Origin of the sequence: Pseudomonas izuensis, assembly GCF_009861505.1 — a bacterium.
Classification (GTDB): Bacteria; Pseudomonadota; Gammaproteobacteria; order Pseudomonadales; family Pseudomonadaceae; genus Aquipseudomonas; species Aquipseudomonas izuensis.
Map to the genome: position 1 here is coordinate 36317 of NZ_WTFT01000014.1, position 20213 is coordinate 56529.

The following is a 20213-nucleotide window of genomic DNA, read 5'->3' on the forward strand; positions in this document are numbered from 1 at the left end:
GCCGGGGCTGACGTCGGCCATTCAAATTCAATGAATCGCGCGTACTCAAGGGCAAGGATCGACGACATGAGTGAACACCCAAGCACCGCAAAAGAATTGGCCATTTTCCTGTTCTGCTCGACGGTCTACCGCCTGTTTTCCGGCGCACTGCTGGTCTCGTTGACCTGGACCATTCTCAAACAGAACGATGGCGACTACCTGCCGTTGGCCCTGGCAATTTTCTGCTCGTTCATACCGGCGTTCATCACCCCGATGATGATCAAGCGCCTGTCGCGCCACATGACCGGACGCCAGATGAGCAGCCTGTTCGTACTGTGCCTGACAGGCCTGGCGCTGATCTCCGGGTTCTCGAGAAACTTTACCCTCGGCTTGCTGATCACCAACCTGTTTGTGTGGCTGATGATCATGTCGCTCGAGGCCAGCCTGGACATGTGGTTTACCCAGCTGCAACGGGGCATGGATGAAACCAAAGTACGGCGGATCAGTGGCGCCACCACGGCCACCAGCCAGGCGGCCCTGATGATCGGTCCGTTGTTGGCAGCGGGTTTGATGCCGATTCTGACCGGCATCGGTTTTTCCCTTGTACTGAGCACCGGTTTCTTGCTGGTTGCGGGTATTTGCTACACGCGCAACGGCCTGCCCATGGATGTTCGCGAGAAGCTCGAAGTGGCGGCTCCCGCCAGACTGCCGATGACTTTGTTTGTGCCGATGGTGCTGATCTGGCCGATTCTAGGCGCGTTCAATTTCATGTTGCCCGTGTACGTATCGAATCACGGATGGACGCTGTTTGAACTGGGTGTCCTTGATGCCGTGTTCGGCTTGGGCATGGCGCTGATCGGTGTGCTGGTCATCATCGCCAACACCGGCCGTAACCTGCTGGTTTACCTGTCGGCGCTGACTGCGCTGGCGGTGATTTCCACCACGATGTGGTGGCTGATGCCGGACACGCTGTTTCTCAAAGCACTGAGCCTGTTAATTCTGGGCATGGCCTTTGGCGGTGCTCGTGTGCATATCCGTGTCGCGATTGCCTGCCGCTACAGCGAAGCGGCCGTCGGTTTGTACGTGAGCAAGGCAAATGCCCTGGCAACGCCGATGCTGCTGCTGATCCTCAGTCTGCAGTTGGCAATCATCGAGAACGCCTGGCTGCTGCCGTTCCTGCTGGTGACCCTGTCGGTCGTGCTGTTGCTGCAGACCTCGGCGACGCGCTTTGCCCGCGGGCAAACGCCTGTCGAAGCCGTGGGCGCCTGAACGCCGAACTACAACGGCAACGGCCGATCCTGAACCACCCGCTTCATCACCCACGTCGACGTCAGTCTTTGAACATTGGGCAGTGTTGAAAGGCTGTCGTCGTACAGCCGCTGGAACGCTAATCGGCCAGAAGCAACCGCTGGACGGAGCGATAGCAAATGAGTAGCTATGCTTGGTCTACTGCCGGAACTGATTGAGCAGATCGGGCTTTGCGTCGATGGTGTATCAACCCCATCAGCGATCACCCGACTGTCACAATGCCCGGCCTGGTCAGGGATAGACGACAGAACAAGGAATGCTATCCACCAAGCCCGTGAAGGCGTTATCACCCCACTTGGGGTCCATTTAGAGTCAGGCCCAAAGAGGAGCCCGCCATGACCGTAGTCGATCGCCTCAGGTATTTGCGCGTCGTTCTGGTTTTGGCTGGCCTCGCGTGCCTTGCTCTCTACCCGCTTATGTTGTTCTGGCCGTCCGGCTGGGCCTGGCACGTCGGTCACTCGGACTACCCGATGATGATCGTTGGCATCTACGCCACACTTGGCGTGTTCTTGATCCTGGCCGCGCGTGATCCATTAGCCAATCTGAGCCTGATCTGGTTCACCGTGTGGTCCAGCGCCGTACACGGAGGCGTCATGGCCGCCCAGGCGATCACCCAGCCGGGGCAAATGGGGCACTTGGCAGGTGACGTGCCGGCGCTCTTCATCGTGGCGGTTGCCTTGGCCATCTTGACGCCCCGCTCGCCATTGGCCGCTTGGCCCCGGACACCCAATGGGGCCTGAGAGCCCGTTTGACTGTCAGGATCGGGACGAAAATCGCGTCGCAGCGAACGTTGTTAGCGTTGCTGATTGGAAGTCTGGATCACATACACACCAAGGAGAATTGCACTCATGGCGATCAGATCCATCACCCGCAGTGCCTCTCCCACAAGTAGCCCGATCAGCAGCGCCACAACCGGCGGCAGGTAGGTCACTGTAGAGGCTTGCACCGCTCCCATGCGCTGTACGATGAAGTAATAGAGGACGTAAGCGACCCCAGTGCCTGTCAGTCCGAGACCCAGGACGAGTCCGGCCAGGGCGACACCACTTTGACCGATGTTGCCCAAGCCCGAATAGGGCGTCATCACCGCGAGAATGAACAGTGCCAACCCGACCTGATACGTGGACAACGCGAGGGGCGTGATGTCCAGATTGGACATGAAACGCCTGGCATAGACGAACGAGCTTCCGAGGCTGAGCGACCCCAGAATCATGTAGCCCACGCCCCACAAATCAAGCCCGCCAGCACCGGTATTCCAAGGGCGAGCGATCATCAGTACGCCCAGGAATCCCAATACCACGCCGACGATTTTTCTGGCATTGATCGACTCTTGCTTTAGAAACAGCGCCGTCAGCACAAATGTAAAAAGCGGGATGGCGCCACTGAGCATGCCGGCGACACTGGACGGCAGCAGTGCGGTGCCCTTTGCGAAGGCGTAGTAATACAACGCAGTCGCCAATATCGACATGACCAGGAAATGGGGCCAGTGGCGCAGGTGTTGCTTGCGCAGGACGCCGCGATAGAGCGCGAGCGCCAGGATCGGGAAGAAACCGAACAGCACGCGCAGGAACACGATCTGGATCGGACTGATCAGCTCGGCCGCCCACTTCATGAAAATGAAATTGCTGCCCCAGATCAGGCCCAGAGATGCAAAGGCGAGAATGGCAGAGCGCTCTATCGTTTTCATGCTCGACTCCAATGGGTGGGTGACCGGCGACGATCACTCTGGGGGACGTAGGGTGTTGCCGTGGCAGGCGGTTGCCAGTGGCACAGAGGTTAGGCCCTTCAATATTTCCCGACTAGCCGGTAAATTCGCAAGGGATCCTTTCACAGGAGAGAGACCATGGACCGACTTGAAGCCATGACCATCCTGGTGGCCGCTGTAGACGCTGGCAGCCTCTCCGCCGCCAGTCGCCAGTTGCACATCCCCCTGGCCAAAGTCAGCCGCCGGGTCTCGGACCTTGAGGAGCACCTGGGAATGCGCCTGCTCCTGCGCGGCACCCGCAAACTGGTTTTAACCGATGCCGGGCACGACTACGTCGCCTCATGCCGGCGGATCCTGGAGGAGATTGCGCAAGCCGAGCGAACGGCTTCCGGCGAATATCGCGCACCGCAGGGAGAGCTGATCATCAGCGTACCCACGATGTTGGGCCGCATCCATGTTGTCCCCGTGGTGGTGGAGTTTCTGCGAACCTATTCGGACATCCGCGTGCGCTTGCAACTGACCGATCGAAACGTGAACCTTTTGGAGGAGCACGTCGATCTCGCTCTACGTTTCGGCGAGCTGCCGGACAGCAGCATGATCGCCACGCGCGTCGCGTTGCTTCGACAGGTGCTGTGTGCGAGTCCCGCTTACGTGAAAGTTCGCGGCGCACCGACGAAGCCCGAAGATCTGGTATCGCACGACTGCGTGGCGTACGAAGGTTTTTGGACCGGCAGCTATTGGGCTTTCGGTACAAACACCATTCCGCAGGCGATCCGTGTCTCCTCGCGGCTCGTCGTGGACTCGTCCGAGGCGGCGATTATCGCGGCAACAGCCGGGGCAGGCATTGCACGGGCATTCTCCTATCAGGTGGATGACCTGGTGGACGCGGGCTCGTTGGTCACTTTGCTGGCGGCCTATGAGCCTGCGCCTATGCCCGTCAATCTGATCTACCCCAGTCAGCGCCAAGTGCCACTGAAGCTGCGTGCATTCCTGGACTTCTCGGTGCCGCGATTGAGAGAGCGGTTGGGGTACAAGAGTCCGTAAACCGTCGAGTAGACCCACGTATGACGTGAGCCGACGTGCCGACACAAACTGCCGGCCCCGGACCTCTCACTGTGCGCAAGGATTCCTCTCAAACCTGGCGTCTAGTCGTGATTTGCTGACGCGTCTAGCTTCTTGCTCCAGGCCCGGCCATTTGTCGACGGGCATCACTGGAGCGAGAGACTCATGATCGATTGGAAGCAAACGTTGCATGACGACGGTACCCGGCTGAAAGAACTGGCCACGCGCACCCCTGACACCCTCAAAGGCACAGCTTTGATCGCGGGAGCCGGTGCAAAGACAAACCATCTCGATGCCAGGACGCGTGAGCTGATCGCGCTGGCGGTCGCGGTAACCACGCGCTGCGATGGCTGTATCGCCTTCCACGCCCTGCAGGCGGTGAAACTTGGCGTCAATGATGACGAAATCGCCGAGGCCTTGGGCGTCGCCATCAATCTCAATGCCGGTGCAGCCATGGTTTACAGCGCCCATGTGCTCGACGCCGTGGACCGCTATAAAAACACCTGAGAGCCTTCTGAGAGGACACGAACATGTTGAACGCAAAGACTGCACTCATCACGGGCGGAAGTTCGGGCATCGGCCTGGCGACTGCAAAGCTCATGTACGACAACGGCGCGCGCGTAGCCATCACCGGTCGCGACCTCGCGTCACTGGAAAAAGCCCGGCAAACCATTGGCGACGACGTCCTGACCCTGCAGGTCGATGTCCGCTCGCCGCGCGACCTTCAGGCGATGGCATCCCAAGTCGAGCAGACCTTTGGTGGCCTCGACATCTTCTTTGCCAACGCAGGCGTGGCGTTCGTTACGCCATTGGCGACGACTGACGAAGCACAGTACGACGAGCTCATGGACACGAACGTCAAATCGGTCTTTTTCTCGATTCAAGCAATCGAACCGGTGCTCAGGCAAGGCGCTTCGATCATTCTGAACACTGCATGGCTCAATCATGTCGGCGTACCCGGTCGGGCAGCGCTTTCCGCCTCCAAGGCAGCCGTACGCTCCTTCGCGCGCACGCTGTCGGCAGAACTGCTGGATCGGCGCATTCGGGTGAACGCTATCAGCCCAGGACTGATTGAAACCCCCATCCTGCGCCGCGTGGGCCAATCGGAGTTCCCAGGCCAGACAGAAGCCGACTTCCGCAAATACCTCGAGGGGGCAAGCGAACACATTCCGCTCGGGCGCCTGGGCCGGCCGGAGGAGATTGCCGCGGCCGTACTGTTCCTCGCCAGTGATGCGTCCAGCTACATGCTGGGGTCCGAAATGGTCGTCGATGGCGGGTTTGGCGAACTCTGATGTGACAATGCCGAAAGGGCTTGCGCGCTACCGATTGGCGGTTGCGCGCACGCTCATTTGGCGCTCTCCTCCGGTGTCCACCGGCATGAGCTGACCACCGTCGACTTGTCCCGCGATGGCGCTCGAGTGTGCGGGTAAGAGCAGCCTCGGTTCCAACGTCCGCTCGCTGCGCAGCGTTCGTTCTACCCTCCAAAACATCCATCCACGTCTTCAACCTGGCCCTGTTCAGCCCGCGCTTCTTGAGGATGCGCGGCCAGTTCAGTGCGCCCGTCCCACAGCGCGACATTGGTACGTGCGGTGAGTACCGGACTTTCAATCCACGCAAGGATTCCTCTCGAATTTACCGACTACTCGACGAGTCTGGCAGCAAGTAGGTTTTGTTCGTGCCCGGTCCTTAACGATTGGCTCCTGCGAATCACCAAAGCCTTTCATGGGGCCAGGCATATCACGGTGAAATTTCCTTCCATTTCAAAGCGAGTAGAAGTCCCATGAACCAAGCAATCAAAGTGCTCTATACGGGCAAGGTCCACACAGTAGGTGCACGCGAGAATGGCACCGCACGCAGTCCGGACGGACGCCTGGACATCAAGTTGTCTCCTCCCGGTGCTGCCGGCACCGGCACCAATCCGGAACAACTCTTCGCCGCCGGTTGGTCGGCGTGTTTCGAAACGGCGATGAGCCTTGCCGCCCGCAAGATCAAGGTCGCCCTGCCCGCCGAACTCGCCATCGATGCTGAGGTAGATCTCGGCATGTCCGGGGCCGAGTACTTTCTGCGGGCGCGCCTCAATGTCAGCGTGCCGGGCCTGGACCTGGAAACAGCCCAAGCGATCGTGGATACCGCGCACCAGACTTGCCCGTACTCCAAGGCCCTTCGTGGCAACGTCGACGTCGCCATCACTGTATCCGTTTGACGGCACCAAAGTAGACGGGGATTTCGGGTCAACCTTTCGATACTTGTCGCGCCTCGAAGTCGGCATCCGAAACCCCTCCGCCAATCTCAACGATTCCAAAGGTAAAGTGCAATGTTCAAGTTCATCACAACACTTGTCGCAGTGGCATTGACCCTACTCACCGCGAGCGCATTCGCTCAGAGCGCACGGGAAGTGCGCGGTGGGTCACCTTACGTTGCGATCGAAAACGAGCCCGCGCCGAAGCTGATCGTCGATCCCCCACTAGCCGAGGGGCTGGCCCATGGTATCTATTGGGCTCAATACCGAGTGGAGAACTTACGCATCGTCAGCGTGTTTGGAGACGCTGCCGCAAAGGTGTCTCCACGCATCGGGCATCTTCACGTGACGGTTGACGACCTGCCTTGGTGGTGGGCGGATGCAAGTGACAACAACACAGTCGATATCGCAGGACTCAAGCCCGGTCCGCACAAGGTGAAGATTTCGCTGGTCGACGCCAACCACCGCGTGTTCCAGGACGTGACACAGGCGTTTGTCGTGACCGGCTCGATCGAGCACTCGCATTGACGACCCATCGCAACAGTGTGCCGCTACTGCCTGAGCCACGTAGCGGCCTTCCTCCGACTTCAGGACTTTGAACATGATCAGACTTATCGTCAGCATTTTTGCTGCCAGCCTGCTCACCTCCGTATGCATGGCGGGTACCCGGAATGATTCGCAGGGGGCAGCCAGCCGCATTAAGGCCCCTGTGGCTTCTGAGTTCACGCAGACTCCTCAACTCCACGCCGAGGAATGCACGGTATGGCAACGCGAGCAGAGCTTTGCCCGTTCAGTGGCCACGCACGACGTCATAGCCTTCGCCGAGCATGTCGCCGAACAGGCCACCTTCGATGTCGGTCGTACCGACCCTGCGCGGGGTCGGGATGCCATCGTCAAGCGCTTCAGAGGTGTGATCGAAGGCAAGCAGGTCCGGGCGCGCTGGTATCCCACGGTGGTCACGCTGGGTTTGGCAGGCGATCTCGCCTGGTCCAAGGGACCGCTATTGATCGAGGATCTGGATCCGAAGGCCCGGCACCACTTCTTGCTCGACTCCTTCCACTCGGTCTGGCGCAAGGATGCCGACGGCGCCTGGCGTGTGCTGCTGGACGATGGTGGTGTTCCGCGGCCCGCGTCGGCGCAAGAGGTCCATGCTTTCGAACGCAACCGCGCCGATTGCAGTCGCGCCTGATAAATCGCTGATGCCGCGCCCAACATGCCCATGCCGGGCATCTGTGCGCGGCTCAGCACTCACCAGACGCTTGGTGTATGGTTTGCCTCTATAATTTGGAAGGCTCCATATTTGCCGGGCCGAAATGATCCCGCGACGTACATTTGCCATGCCGCTAACGAAGTATTTCTTCCGATGACTGCTCCCTCTTACCTGAACGCGTTGAAAGCTTTCGAGGCTACCGCGCGGCATCAAAGCTTTTCCGCCGCGGCTGCGGAGTTGAATGTGACTGCCGCCGCCGTAGGTCAGCAGGTGCGTAGCCTGGAATCCTGGCTGGGGATTTCCCTGTTCAATCGCATGGGAAGCGGATCCTCGCGCCTGATCCTAACCGACGTGGCACGCGCCGCCCTTCCGGATATTCAGGAAGGTTTTGCGCGGCTGAATGTCGGGCTGGCGCGCCTCAAGGACGTGACACCACATGCCGAGCTTACGGTTACTGTCAGCCCGGCGTTTGCGGCGAAATGGCTGCTTCCGCGCCTTGATCGCTTTCAGCAGGCGAATCCGCAGATGAACGTCTTCCTGAATACAAACCCGCGTGTCGTTGACTTTCTCGCCGAACACATCGATGTCGGTGTGCGCTACGGCGCGGGTAAGTGGCCAGGCCTTATGGTGGTGTCTTTGATGGAGGAAACGCTTTATCCGGTATGCGCACCGACTTATCCGTTGCTGCTGGAGGGGCGCCTGACGCCGGCTACTTTAGCCCAAAGCACCCTGATTCACGATGTATCGCTGACGCAAACGGCGGTGACGGATTTCCCGAACTGGCGCAGCTGGCTGGACGCCGCTGGCTATGCAGAGGTGAAGACGGAGCACGGCCTTCGCATCAACAATTCGGCTGCAGTGCTGCAGGCCGCGATCGATGGGCAGGGCGTAGCGCTGGGACGAAGTGTCATGGTTCATGACGACCTGGTCGCGGGGCGGTTGGTGCGGCCGTTCGGCGAGCAAAGCCTTTCACTGAACCTGGGCTATTACCTCGTCTACCGACCGGAGAGCGAAAGCCTGCTCAAGGTGCAGGCGTTTCGCGATTGGATACTTTCGGAAGTGGCTTACAGCTGGCCGAAACCGCCATCGATCACGAGTTCGGAACCAAGCATATAGCTGGAAGCATCGCTGGCAAGAAATAGAACCGCGCCCGCAATTTCCTCTGCGCTGCCCAAACGTCCGATAGGGATATGTCCCGCCGCTGTCTGGATGTAGGCCCGGAATTGCTCTTCCGTCTGACCCGGGTGCTCGGACTGGCCGACGCCACGCAGGATCGGCGTTGAAATCAGGCCAGGACTCACGGCATTGACGCGAATGCGGCGCGGCAGCAGCTCCGCCGACAAGGTGCGAGCGAACGAGCGTACCGCCGCCTTGGACGCTGACAGCGCAGCACGCCCTGACGCTCCGACCTGGTTCAGCCAGGCCGTGTTCAAAATGATCGAACCACCTTCGCGCATCACCGGTTCCACGGCCTGGATAGAGAAGAATGCACCCTTCACGTTGATATCCATGAGGCCATCGAACTGTTCCTCGGTGGTTGTCGCCAGTGGCGTGGTGTAAGCGACGCCGGCATTGGCAAAGAAGATATCCAGGCCACCGAATTCCTTCTTCACTTGCGCCGCCATATGCTGCAGGCCCTCGCGGGAACGCACATCGGCTTCCAGCGTCAGCACGTCGTTACCGAGGATCGCGCGCGCCCTGCTCAACGCGGCGACGTCGCGGCCGGCAATGGCGACACGAGCACCGTTATCGCGTAACAGTTTTGCGGTCGCCAGGCCGATGCCTGAGCTGCCACCCGTAATCAGAGCAGTCTTGTTGTTCAGCATAAAAGGGGCTTCCTCAGTTGTTCGTCAGCGCGTCGTGAGCGTCGAGCACACGTGCGGTGTAGGTCAGTGCGGCGCCGGCATTAAGGGCGATTGCCACGCCCAGTGCTTCGGCGATTTCTTCGCGTGTTGCGCCCTTGGTGACGGCGTTCCTGGTATGCACTGCGATACAGCCATCACAGCGTGTGGTTACTGCGACGGCCAGTGCGATCAGCTCATGAATCTTCGGTTCGAGCCTGCCGGTTTTCACCGCTGCTGCGTCCATCATGCCGACGCCGCGCACCACATCCGGGCTGAGCTTCGCGTATTCGGCGACCCGCCCAAGAAGAGCATTACGTTGGGTATTCCAATCTTGCATCATGGATATAGATCCTTTGCCAGTTGTTGAAATTGTCCCGCATGGGGAGAGGTGCGGGCTCATTGTTGGCTGGCGCTGACGTGCAGACAAATGAGATAAATTTCGTCGCATGGAAAGAAAATCTTTCGTGATGCAGGACAGCCATAGCCGCATTTCGATCTATGCGAAGTGACTATTGGGCATCCGTGTTGAACGATGGGTTAATTCGCTGCTAAGCCATTGGCCGTTATTTTGGACTTCGGATTACTCGCCGGGCAGGCTGAAGGCTATGGTCCGAAAAAGTAATGGTCGATGGCGTATGGAGCCCTCCGGCAGTTCAGCGATCAAAATAGAACGGCGTGACCAGTAGACGCGCGACCATGCGCCTTCTAAAGGTAAGCAAAAAACAAGGGTGTTTGGTTGTTTTCCTTTTAGCGGGTCAGACCGCCATGGCGAGATTTCAGCTCTACGTGACGGGCAGCAATCGGCTGTGGATTCAACCGGTCGAAGCAACACAACTAAATTCTGTGTAAGCAGAAGGAGTGTTGCAGATGAAGCAGAGACCTCGAATCTATTACACCGAAAGCCAGAAAAAATTGATGTGGGATCACTGGCAAAAAGGTGACTCTCTCCAGCAGACCGCCCAGCTATTTGAACGAAACCATTCGTCGATACAGCGCTTTTCGAACCGCTCATCTGAGGAGCGCATCAGGGTCACTAGAGTTCACAAGCGGCAAGGCGAGAACGGATCAAATTTCTGGCTGTTCGCGGAATGGATCGATTGGCGGCCTGGAGGAGAACGTTATTTCGCGGAAGCTGTTTTCAATCAGATGGTTGCGGATCAGGCGATCGATTTGATCGCTCCGCTCAAACAACCGCTGCATGAGCCGACCGGTTTCGTTGGAGCGCTATTGATGTACTCAATGAAGACGGAGTTCATAGTTTCGCTGTTCGCGGAGTATGAAGATGAGTACATCCATTTCTATTGGGACACGACTGCATGAGCGGCAGCGATGGGTCGCATCCATACCGTTGGTCAATGGGTGTGGCGCGACGCTTGTACCTCATCTTGATTGCGACCACAATCAAACCGCTACTTGGCTTTACATGAGTGCAGCCTTGGCATCGCGTCGCGCCCATGGGGGCATGATTGACACCGTCACTCGAGTGAAGGAGAAAGCACATGAAGGCCCTGATCATCGAACAAAACGGCGAGCCGTCAGAGGTAGTCCACTGGCGGGATTTACCCGAGCCTACGCCCGGTCCAGCTGAAGTCCGCGTGAGGATTCTGATGGCGCCCGTGCATCCGTCAGACTTGCATGTCATCCGTGGGCGCTTCGCCCGTCAGCGTCAGCCCGTACTGCCCGCCTCGCCCGGAACCGAGGGTGTCGGAATCATCGACGCCGTCGGTAGCGACGTGCCACACACGCGGGTCGGAGAACGCGTGGTTTTACTGGACGTGCCCGGAACCTGGAGAGAGCAAGTCATTAGTCCGGCGGCCCGCGCAATCCCTGTACCGGCGGCGATCTCCGACGAGGACGCCGCGCAGGCCCTGATCAATCCGATGACGGCATGGGCGATGACGATGTCGGAGCACCAGCTACAACGCGGCGACTGGCTGGTACAGAGCGCGGCCGGCTCGACGGTGGGTCGCCTTGTACTGCAGATCGCGAAAGCGCAGGGGGTCCACACCATCAACCTCGTTCGCCGTGCAGAGCAGGTTGCCGAGATCCAGAAGCTTGGTGGTGACATCGTGCTCTGCACTGCCGACGAGAGCTGGCCCGAACAGTTGGTGAAGGCCACCGATGGCAAGGGCATCGTCTGCGCGATCGATTGCGTCGCCGGCCGCACTGGCGCCACGCTTGCGCGCCAGTTGGCCCCGAATGGCCGCCTGCTCGTCTATGGAGCCTTGTCGTCGCACCGCCAGACCGACCCCGCAGCTTTCGAGATGCCTGTTTTCGCCCCGGCGCTTATCTATTCAAGTGCCGAGGTGCGCGGCTGGCTCATCTTCTCGTGGCTGGCACGCAAGGGGCTGGATGAAAGCAGCCAGGCGTTGCGCAATCTGCTGGATAGCATCGCCGTGGGCAGCTTGAAACCGCCGGCAACAGAGCGCTATTCAGTCGATCGTGCATTCGAAGCCTTCACGGCTGCCGAGAGCACTGCACACGATGCCAAACCATTGCTGGTATTCGCGCAGCGCTGAACTTCAGCCGTTTCAGGAGAAGACCGTGGTGTATGTAAAACGTGAGCAATCCGACGAAAACCGCGAAGTGCTGCTGGCTACGGCCAGCAGGCTATTTCGCGAACGGGGCATCGATGGCGTGGGCGTTGCGCAAATCGCGCGCGAAGCCGGGCTGACGCATGGAGCGCTGTACGCGCATTTCCGCTCGAAAGGTGATCTTGCGGCGCAAGCCTTTTCGCTGGGCCTGATGCAGAGCCGCGAAGCGTTCCGGGGCGAAGAGTCGCGTCGCCAGCACAGCGTGTCGGGGTATCTCGACTACTTGCTTTCGCCGCTTAACCGGGACGACCCAGGCATGAGTTGTCCGCTGACGGCGTCGGCGAGTGAAATCGGCCGACACGGAAAGGACATCAGTGAACAGTTCGCCAAAGGGTTTCAGAGCAAGGCGAGCGCGTTCGAAGCGGTGCTCGACGACGCCATTCCCGAGGCCGAACGACGCCAACTGGCGATGACCATCGTCGCGGCGGAAATCGGTGCCATGGCCGTCGCCCGGGCCGTCGCCAAAAGCGACCCTTCGTTGTCCGATAAAATTTTGAAGGCCGTGCATGCCGTGCTGGTGAAAGCATCGCAGGGGCAATAAAACCACATTCGACACGCCTCATCAGCCGTGCTCCAACTCGAGGACAACTTCGTGTCTCAAGATCTGTCGCGTCGCCGCTTTCTCGCATCCGCGGCAGGTGTCGCATGCCTTGCATTGACCGACATGCCTTCGGTCATGGCGGCGTCTTCACTTCCCACACTTTCCGCAGTGCTCTCGGGAAATCCAGTCCAGATGAAAATCGTGAACTACGCGATGTACGTTCAGGATCGGGCCAGGGTGGACGCGTCCCGGGCCGAGCACCAGACCTATGCGGATATGCTTCGCGAGCACGATCGGCTGGTGATGGGCGGGCCGCTGCTCGACGACGATGGACGGCCCAGCGGCGTCCTGCTCGTTTATGACGTCGAATCGAAACAGCAAGCCGAAACGCTGGCCCAACACGATCCCTTCGCTCTCAAAGGAGCAATTGCGAACTATCGCCTGACCGAATGGACGGTGCTCGACAGCAACATCGAGTTGCTCACTGCCTCGCTCGTCCCTGCGAATCGGCGTGCCCCTCCCAACGTACCGCGTGCACCCGACGCTACCCCCGTCGCCCCGGACGAACACACCGCACGCCTCTACGTCAACTACGCGAAATACGTGTCCGACCGCTCCCACGTCGAGCAAGTGATGCCTGCGCATCAGTCGTATACACAGGCACTCAAGGCGAACGGAGAACTGATCATGGCGGGGCCTTTCGCTGACGGCTCGGGCGCACTGTTCATTTATCGGGCGCAGTCGACAGACGAAGCGATGGCACTGGCCCTGAAGGACCCGTACTACGTCGAGGGCGTGTTCGAAACGTTTGCACTAGCGCAGTGGCGACTGTTCGGGCTGAACGCAGGATTGATCCAGAGTGTTTGAAGCTCAGTCACTTGGTCATTGCTTATGCGGGCCATCATTTGAAACTGCGAGTGATCTACTGTCATGGCCGGTGGTGGACGTGGATCGCTATTGAATGAATCAAGCCAAGACGACCGGATTGTCCTTGATTTACAGACACACATGATCGGCAGCATCACGCCCTGAGGAAGTCAGTCAACCTAAATCGAGGTTCTTCAGGAGCGGCGACCTGCACATCCAGCAGCGCCATGTCGACATGCTGGCCCGGGCAGGTTTTCTCGCGACGGAGCAACGCAGCCTGAATGGCCACCGTCGAGTACAGCCCGGTCCGGCCGCCCGAGGGCCGGTTTGCCCGAACCCCGTCACCGAGCAATACACCAGTCGCGGATTGAGCCCGGACAAGGTGGCGTAATCCAGCCCATACTTCGCCAACGAGCCGGCCATGTAGTTTTCGATCAGCACGTCGCAGCTCGAGGCCATGCACGCACGATCTGCAGGCCTTTTGGCTTAGCCCTTCCCACCAACTATTCATCGAGTACATGGAATGGATCTGAATCTGATCACGTTGTTCGTCGAGATAGTTGAGTGTCGTGGCTTGGCTGCAGCAGCGCGCAAGCTCGATATGTCGAAGTCAAACATCAGCCAGAGACTCAAGGTTCTTGAGCGTGAAACAGGAGCACAACTTGTTCGACGTTCGGCACGCAGCTTCGAGTTGACCGAAGCGGGTCAGCTTCTCTACACCAGCGGACGGCGCATGCTCGATGATTTGGATAACGCCCGTGCATCCATCGACATGCTTGGGCAAACGCTGACGGGGCGGATTCGCATCAGCGTACCCACTGGCGTTGGCAGGTTATTTGTCGGGCCCAAGCTACGTGAATTCGCGCGGATTCATCCGGGAATCTCGCTGGCGATTACTTTCAATAACAGGATCGAAGATCTTATCGCCGCCGAAGTCGACATCGCGCTGCGGATCGAGCGAGCACCGCCTCTGGATTGCGTTGCGCGTCAAGTTTGCTCAATTGACTGGATTCTTTGCGCATCCGCGGACTACTTTCAGCGACGTGGACCGATTAACCACCCCGCAGACCTCGCGTCGCAGACTTTTATCGGATTGCCGCCGAGTCTGGAGACTACGATCGAGCTTAGAAATCGAAATGACGACACGGACGCCCAACTCGTCCATATCCAGCCAACGCTGCAATCGGCCGACTACCCCTTTATCCTCGACGCGGTACTGGAAGGCATGGGCATCGGTATTCTGCCGATATACGCAATACGCGGATCGACCGCCAAAAATCTGCAACAAGTACTTCCGCAGTACCGGATCGTCGGCCAGCTAAACAGCTTGTATATTCTCACGCTTCCCAGCCGTTTCCCGTCACCTGCAAAGCGGGCATTGATCGAATACCTGGAAAAGGAATTGAGAGAATACGCCGAGAGCTGGAAGTAAGCGCATCAACCTGTGCCATCCCTCCCATCCTGTGCGCCAATTCGACGCCTCTGAGCATCTAGTTGCACCGTAGCTGTCAAAAAGGCCTCGCCATGTGTGCACTGATCGACGTGCCACGCCCATCCGATCCCGGGGACTGTGACGAAGGCGCAAGGTTAACTGGCAGTGAACACAGCATCCGTTCCCAATGGGATTGTCAGTCGGTAGCGTCAATTCCAGAATGAAAAAAAAGGCGCATGGGCGGTAAGGAGATTCAGGGAATCGGGCACTGTCTGACCCCAATGTCATCCATATTCGACCGACACCGCGAAAGTGCCGGTTGATGCCTTGGCCCTTCTTCGTCGCATGCATACACGCGCTCAGTACTCATGCAGAGACGTCTGTGTAAATGATCTTTGCGTTCTCAAATGCTCTTCAACTGAGGAAGAAAAAAATGGCAAAAGGATATTGGGTGGCAGCGTATCGAGCAATTCATGATGTAGATAGGTTGGCGGCGTACGGAGCCCTCGCGGGACCCGTGGTGAAGGCAGCGGGCGGAAAGTTTCTGGTGCGGGGCGGCGAGGTTGTTGCGGCCGAGGCGGGTCTGGAGCAGCGGACCGTCGTGGTTGAATTTCCGAGCTTCGAGCAGGCTCTTGCTGCGTATCAGAGCGAGGCTTATCAAAAGGTATTGGCCGTACTGGGGGATGGCGCAGAAAGGGACGCGCGCATCGTCGCAGGTGTAGAAGACTGAGACGTAACCGCGGGCGAGCTGGCGCCAGGCCCCGCCGAATGGCAGCGCGGGCGTCCCTCTGCGCCGCCCGTTCCTTGCTACGTCTGCGTGGACGGGAGAGTTCGCTCACTCTATCTGCCCTCGGGTTTGGGGAAATTCACACAGACACAAGGACGTTGACGGCCAGGGAGTCCTGTCCTGCATCGTTGATTCAAGCCCCTGGCCTACCTGGGATGGTCGAAATGGCCAACCACATTCATCGACCGCGACGCCAACTGAAAAGGTAACGCGGCATAAAACGGCTTCTGCTCGCAGGCAGAGGCAGCCGGAGACAGAAATGATCCCTAAGAATAAGAACCGCTGCGCCGCAGCGGAGGACGCTCTTTACCGGAAAGTCACACGTCGCGTGATGCCCTTCCTCTTTGTCGCCTACGTTGTTGCCTTCATTGACCGTATCAATATTGGCTTTGCCCAGATGCAGATGAAGGGCGATCTCGGCTTCAGCGATGCGGTATACGGGCTGGGCGCAGGGATTTTTTTTCTTGGCTATTTCCTGTTCGAAGTGCCCAGTAACCTTCTCCTGCACAGGATAGGTGCTCGCCGAACCTTCGTGCGGATCATGGCATGCTGGGGTCTGGTTTCCGCCGGTATGGCTTTCGTTGTCGAACCTTGGCAACTGTATGTTGTGCGTTTCCTGTTGGGCGTGTTCGAGGCCGGCTTCTTCCCTGGGATCGTCCTCTATCTGTCCTACTGGTTCCCGCCAAGCCGACGAGCCTCCCCGACTTCCTGGATCTTCGTAGGCATTGCCGTTGCTGGCGTCGTTGGGGGAATCGTGTCGGGAGCGATCATGGACCACGCCAATGGGCTTCATGGTCTCAGGGGCTGGCAATGGATGTACATACTGGAGGGAATTCCCGCGGTAGTACTTGGGATCATGGCCTACTGGATGATCGATGACGGTCCGCGCACTGCCGTGTGGCTGGCGCCGCTGGAGCGCGATACCTTGATCGCCAGGCTGAGCGGAGAGGAGGAACGAAACACGGAAGGTACAGCGAATTCCACGAGGGATGTGCTCAGGAATGCGCGTGTGTATCTCCTGGCTGCGGTCTGGTTCTCGCTGGTCTGTGGAGGGGCGGTGATCAGCTTCTGGCTGCCAGCCGTGATCAAGGACGCCGGCGCAAAAACGATCTTTGAGGTCGGCTATCTCAGTGCGATTCCTTACGGAATCGGGACCATTGGAATCATCTTGATTTCCAGACATTCGGACGCAACGCAGGAGCGACGCTGGCACCATCTCATCTGTGCGGTCGGCGGCGGTATTGCGTTGTTCGTCCTGGCCTTCTGGACACACAGCCTGCCGGCTGCGCTGGCGTTACTTACCATTGCCGCGACGCTGACCTTCTCGGCCCTGGCTGTCTTTTGGACGATTCCGCAACGCTACCTCTCTGGCGTTGGCGCCGCGGCGGGGATTTCCGTCATCAGCAGCCTGGGTCAGTTGGGGAGCTTCTTCAGTCCGACCATGATGGGCTGGATCAAGGTCACGACAGGCAGTCTCAACAATGGACTGTTCGTCATGGGCTCGCTGATGATTCTAGGTGGTATTGGCCTGTTCCTTGCCATGGACACCCCGCAGACAACCGGTGCGACGTCAGCCGGCCTGACTCCCGCTGCAGAAGATTGAATACCAATTCACGCTGCACAAATGGCAACCTGCCCATCGACGACAAGCGGATCGATTACCAGATCCGCCCCTGGGCCCTGGATCGTGGCCAGGGCCCGTTTCTACATGACGAGATCAGTTTCGACGCAGCCCTGCGTCGCTACCGACCTCTCGTAACCGAGTCACAGTGCGATGACTGAGAGGTCGACACCGGCCTGCAGCCGCTACTCATCAAGTACCTGAAATGGATCTGAATCTGATCACGTTGTTCGTCGAGATAGTTGAGTGTCGTGGCTTGGCTGCAGCAGCGCGCAAGCTCGATATGTCGAAGTCAAACATCAGCCAGAGACTCAAGGTTCTTGAGCGTGAAACAGGAGCACAACTTGTTCGACGTTCGGCACGCAGCTTCGAGTTGACCGAAGCGGGTCAGGTTCTCTACACCAGCGGACGGCGCATGCTCGATGATTTGGACAACGCTCGCGCCTCCATTGACATGCTTGGGCAAACGCTGACGGGGCGGATTCGCATCAGCGTACCCACTGGCGTTGGCAGGTTATTTGTCGGGCCCAAGCTACGTGAATTCGCGCGGATTCATCCGGGAATCTCGCTGGCGATTACTTTCAATAACAGGATCGAAGATCTTATCGCCGCCGAAGTCGACATCGCGCTGCGGATCGAGCGATCACCGCCTCTGGATTGCGTTGCGCGTCAAGTTTGCTCAATTGACTGGATTCTTTGCGCATCCGCAGACTACTTTCAGCGACGTGGACCGATTAACCACCCCGCAGACCTCGCGTCGCAGACTTTTATCGGATTGCCGCCGAGTCTGGAGGCGACGATCGAGCTTAGAAATCGAAATGATGACACGGACGCCCAGCTCGTCCATATCCAGCCAACGCTGCAATCGGCCGACTACCCCTTTATCCTCGATGCGGTAATGGAAGGCATGGGCATCGGTATTCTGCCGACATACGCAATGCGCGGACCCACCGCCAAAAATCTGCAGCAAGTACTTGCGCAGTACCAGATCGTCGGCCAGCTAAACAGCTTGTATATTCTCACGCTTCCCAGCCGTTTCCCGTCACCCGCAAAGCGGGCGTTGATCGATTACCTGGAAAAGGAATTGAGAGAATGCGCCGAGTGCTGGAAGTAAGTGCATCACCCTGCTCCATCTCTCCCATCCGGTGCGCCAATTCGACGCCTCACCGCCTCTAGTTGCACCGTAGCATTCAACAAGGCGTATCAATAATCGCGCGGCCGCCCAGGCGCCGCCGCGAGAACCCTTTGTTCATTCTGACCACACTACTGACCACCGGTGCACCCGCTCCACCGGTCCGTCGCAGAGCACGCCATGTTCGCGTCGGCACCAACCGCCCGCGCCACACCAGGCCTCGCCACGTGTGCACTGATCGACGTGCCACGCCCATCCGATCCTGGGGGCTATGACGAAGGCGCAAGGTTAACTGGCAGTGAACACAGCATCCGTTCCCAATGGGATTGTCAGTCGACAGCGTCAGTTCGAGAATGAACAAACGATGCATGGGCGGTAAGGAGATTCACGGAATCGGGCGCTGTCTGATCCCATTTTTCGTCCCTATGCGACCGACACAGCGAGGACTGTTCGATGGACTACAAAACAATCAACCCGGCAACCGGGAAATTAGTCAAAGCGTTCGAGGGTGCGAATGACCACGAGATCGAGGGACTGATCGCGACCGCCCACAGTGCTTTTGAACTGGATTGGCGGCACCGGTCCGTTGCGGATCGTGCGCATATCATCTCGAAGGCCGCCTCTATCCTGCGCGACAAGGAGGAAGAATATGCGCAGATCATTACGTTGGAGATGGGAAAGCGGATCGCCGAAGCACGCGTCGAAGTGAGACTGTCTGCAAATATCCTCGACTATTACGCCCAGCATGCACACGCGTTCGTTGAGCCAAAACCAGTACCTGAGGTTTCGGGCGCCACAGTCCATGTCAATCCGGTTGGCATCCTGCTGGGTGTCGAACCGTGGAATTACCCTTACTACCAAATCGCCCGCGTTGCCGCTCCGCAGCTCATGGTTGGAAACGTACTCATCCTGAAGCACGCTGAAAGCGTGCCGCAATGCGCGCTGGCGTTTGCCCGACTATTTGAAGAAGCAGGTGCGCCAACGGGGGTCTACACCAACGTTTTTGCGTCGATTGACCAGGTCGGAAGGATCATCGACGATCCACGTGTGCGTGGTGTCACCCTCACGGGCAGTGAAAGAGCCGGTGCCGCGGTGGCTGAGCGAGCCGGCCGCAATCTGAAAAAGGTGGTGCTCGAACTCGGCGGCAACGATGCCATGATCGTTCTGGAAGATGCGCCGCTCGATTGGGCAATCAATACCGCATTAATCGGACGGACGTTGAATTGCGGACAGGTTTGCGTTGGCTCGAAACGCATCATCGTCGTCGGCAAGCAGCGTGGTGAAGAATTCCTCAGTGGTTTCAAAAAGGCCATGACCGACCTGCAAGCAGGTGACCCAATGGACGCGAACACGACGCTCGGACCTGTTTCGTCGCAAAGAGCCCTCGAACACCTTCTTGGCCAGATCCAGCGCGCAGTGGATTGCGGCGCAACAATCGAATGTGGCGGCCATCGTATCGATCGAGAAGGCTTCTATATCGAACCCACCATCCTTAGCAACATCGACACGAGCGCCCCGATTTATCAGGAAGAGTTCTTCGGTCCTATCGCTTCCTTCTTCGTTGTTGCAAATGAAGAAGAAGCCATTCGGCTGGCAAACGATTCGCAGTATGGGCTCGGAGGCTCAATCCTGACTGCCGATCTTGAGCGTGGCGAGCAGATTGCTACGCAAATCGACAGCGGCATGGTGTTTGTCAATCGACCGTTTGCGACGACTCCTCAGCTACCGTTCGGAGGTGTCAAGAACTCCGGATTCGGGAGGGAGCTGTCAATGGCTGGATTCGAGGAGTTCGTTAACAAGAAGCTGATCACAACGGACCCGGTTGGAACGCTGCCCACGAAACCCAAGGGAAGCTGACAGGAAGCCGAACCGCGTTCCCCAAAAAGAGAATACTG

The 20213-nt window shown here is 58.5% G+C and carries 21 protein-coding genes and 2 pseudogenes; 18 read left to right on the plus strand and 5 right to left on the minus strand.

Translation table 11 applies throughout. The features are described 5' to 3' along the window. Positions 1–66 precede the first annotated feature (66 nt). The gene (locus GPL81_RS14420) at positions 67–1248 is read left to right on the plus strand and encodes an MFS transporter (protein WP_160107287.1); all 1182 of its coding nucleotides are present in this window, start codon (positions 67–69) and stop codon (positions 1246–1248) included. An 8-nt stretch (positions 1249–1256) separates the two neighbouring features. On the opposite strand, the pseudogene GPL81_RS14425 reads toward GPL81_RS14420, so the two are convergent. Then, positions 1257–1367 (minus strand): annotated as a pseudogene (locus tag GPL81_RS14425) (AsnC family transcriptional regulator); the annotation flags it as partial. Positions 1368–1622: 255 nt separating this feature from the next. Between GPL81_RS14425 and GPL81_RS14430 the strand changes: the two are divergent. Next, the gene (locus GPL81_RS14430) at positions 1623–2027 is read left to right on the plus strand and encodes a DUF6632 domain-containing protein (protein ID WP_160107288.1); all 405 of its coding nucleotides are present in this window, start codon (positions 1623–1625) and stop codon (positions 2025–2027) included. Positions 2028–2080: 53 nt separating this feature from the next. On the opposite strand, the gene GPL81_RS14435 is transcribed toward GPL81_RS14430, so the two are convergent. Then, positions 2081–2971, minus strand: coding sequence for a DMT family transporter (locus GPL81_RS14435; RefSeq protein ID WP_160107289.1), 891 nt, complete (start codon positions 2969–2971; stop codon positions 2081–2083). Between the two features lie 156 nt (positions 2972–3127). Between GPL81_RS14435 and GPL81_RS14440 the strand changes: the two genes are divergently transcribed. The 7 genes from GPL81_RS14440 (at position 3128) to gcvA (ending at position 8616) form a co-directional block, all read left to right on the plus strand. Further along, entirely contained in the window at positions 3128–4033 is a 906-nt protein-coding gene (locus GPL81_RS14440; protein ID WP_160107290.1) for a LysR family transcriptional regulator, read from the plus strand. Positions 4034–4216: 183 nt separating this feature from the next. Beyond that, a complete protein-coding gene (locus tag GPL81_RS14445) occupies positions 4217–4558 on the plus strand; it encodes a carboxymuconolactone decarboxylase family protein (RefSeq protein ID WP_160107291.1) in 342 nt (113 codons plus the stop codon). 23 nt (positions 4559–4581) lie between these two features. Continuing rightward, the gene (locus tag GPL81_RS14450) at positions 4582–5343 is read left to right on the plus strand and encodes an SDR family oxidoreductase (protein WP_160107292.1); all 762 of its coding nucleotides are present in this window, start codon (positions 4582–4584) and stop codon (positions 5341–5343) included. Between the two features lie 488 nt (positions 5344–5831). Continuing rightward, positions 5832–6254: an organic hydroperoxide resistance protein gene (locus tag GPL81_RS14455; RefSeq protein ID WP_160107293.1), complete on the plus strand. Its 423-nt coding sequence runs from the start codon at positions 5832–5834 to the stop codon at positions 6252–6254. Positions 6255–6365: 111 nt separating this feature from the next. Then, the gene (locus GPL81_RS14460; RefSeq protein ID WP_160107294.1) at positions 6366–6818 is read left to right on the plus strand and encodes a DUF6130 family protein; all 453 of its coding nucleotides are present in this window, start codon (positions 6366–6368) and stop codon (positions 6816–6818) included. A 73-nt stretch (positions 6819–6891) separates the two neighbouring features. After that, complete coding sequence (locus GPL81_RS14465; RefSeq protein ID WP_160107295.1) at positions 6892–7479, plus strand: YybH family protein; 588 nt, start codon at positions 6892–6894, stop codon at positions 7477–7479. A gap of 174 nt (positions 7480–7653) precedes the next feature. Next, positions 7654–8616, plus strand: a complete 963-nt coding sequence (gene gcvA / locus GPL81_RS14470) for a transcriptional regulator GcvA (protein ID WP_160107296.1) — start codon at positions 7654–7656, stop codon at positions 8614–8616. Here the strand turns inward: gcvA and GPL81_RS14475 are convergent. Further along, a complete protein-coding gene (locus GPL81_RS14475) occupies positions 8565–9326 on the minus strand; it encodes an SDR family oxidoreductase (RefSeq protein WP_160107297.1) in 762 nt (253 codons plus the stop codon). The two genes, gcvA and GPL81_RS14475, sit on opposite strands and share 52 nt — an antisense overlap. Positions 9327–9339: 13 nt before the next feature. Next, positions 9340–9681 (minus strand): carboxymuconolactone decarboxylase family protein, encoded by a 342-nt coding sequence (locus GPL81_RS14480; protein ID WP_218585650.1) that lies wholly within the window; start codon positions 9679–9681, stop codon positions 9340–9342. A 530-nt stretch (positions 9682–10211) separates the two neighbouring features. On the opposite strand from GPL81_RS14480, the gene GPL81_RS31970 reads away from it, so the two are divergent. The 4 genes from GPL81_RS31970 (at position 10212) to GPL81_RS14505 (ending at position 13346) form a co-directional block, all read left to right on the plus strand. Continuing rightward, positions 10212–10664: a hypothetical protein gene (locus GPL81_RS31970; RefSeq protein ID WP_425502575.1), complete on the plus strand. Its 453-nt coding sequence runs from the start codon at positions 10212–10214 to the stop codon at positions 10662–10664. Between the two features lie 179 nt (positions 10665–10843). After that, complete coding sequence (locus GPL81_RS14495; RefSeq protein ID WP_160107299.1) at positions 10844–11863, plus strand: zinc-dependent alcohol dehydrogenase family protein; 1020 nt, start codon at positions 10844–10846, stop codon at positions 11861–11863. A gap of 25 nt (positions 11864–11888) precedes the next feature. Beyond that, the gene (locus GPL81_RS14500) at positions 11889–12479 is read left to right on the plus strand and encodes a TetR/AcrR family transcriptional regulator (protein WP_218585648.1); all 591 of its coding nucleotides are present in this window, start codon (positions 11889–11891) and stop codon (positions 12477–12479) included. 51 nt (positions 12480–12530) lie between these two features. After that, positions 12531–13346, plus strand: coding sequence for a YciI family protein (locus GPL81_RS14505; protein ID WP_160107300.1), 816 nt, complete (start codon positions 12531–12533; stop codon positions 13344–13346). A 202-nt stretch (positions 13347–13548) separates the two neighbouring features. Here GPL81_RS14505 and GPL81_RS14510 read toward each other — a convergent pair. Continuing rightward, positions 13549–13837, minus strand: a pseudogene (locus GPL81_RS14510) (CoA transferase); the annotation flags it as partial. A gap of 32 nt (positions 13838–13869) precedes the next feature. On the opposite strand from GPL81_RS14510, the gene GPL81_RS14515 reads away from it, so the two are divergent. From GPL81_RS14515 to GPL81_RS14535, 5 genes are all read left to right on the plus strand, one after another. Continuing rightward, positions 13870–14778: a LysR family transcriptional regulator gene (locus GPL81_RS14515; RefSeq protein WP_160107301.1), complete on the plus strand. Its 909-nt coding sequence runs from the start codon at positions 13870–13872 to the stop codon at positions 14776–14778. Positions 14779–15166: 388 nt separating this feature from the next. After that, positions 15167–15508 carry a DUF1330 domain-containing protein gene (locus tag GPL81_RS14520; protein ID WP_246218928.1) on the plus strand — a complete coding sequence of 114 codons (342 nt, stop codon included), beginning with the start codon at positions 15167–15169 and terminating at the stop codon, positions 15506–15508. Positions 15509–15824: 316 nt separating this feature from the next. Continuing rightward, complete coding sequence (locus GPL81_RS14525) at positions 15825–17168, plus strand: MFS transporter (RefSeq protein WP_160107302.1); 1344 nt, start codon at positions 15825–15827, stop codon at positions 17166–17168. A gap of 223 nt (positions 17169–17391) precedes the next feature. Continuing rightward, a complete protein-coding gene (locus tag GPL81_RS14530) occupies positions 17392–18300 on the plus strand; it encodes a LysR family transcriptional regulator (protein WP_160107303.1) in 909 nt (302 codons plus the stop codon). Between the two features lie 471 nt (positions 18301–18771). Further along, positions 18772–20175, plus strand: coding sequence for an NAD-dependent succinate-semialdehyde dehydrogenase (locus tag GPL81_RS14535; RefSeq protein WP_160107304.1), 1404 nt, complete (start codon positions 18772–18774; stop codon positions 20173–20175). Positions 20176–20213 lie beyond the last annotated feature (38 nt).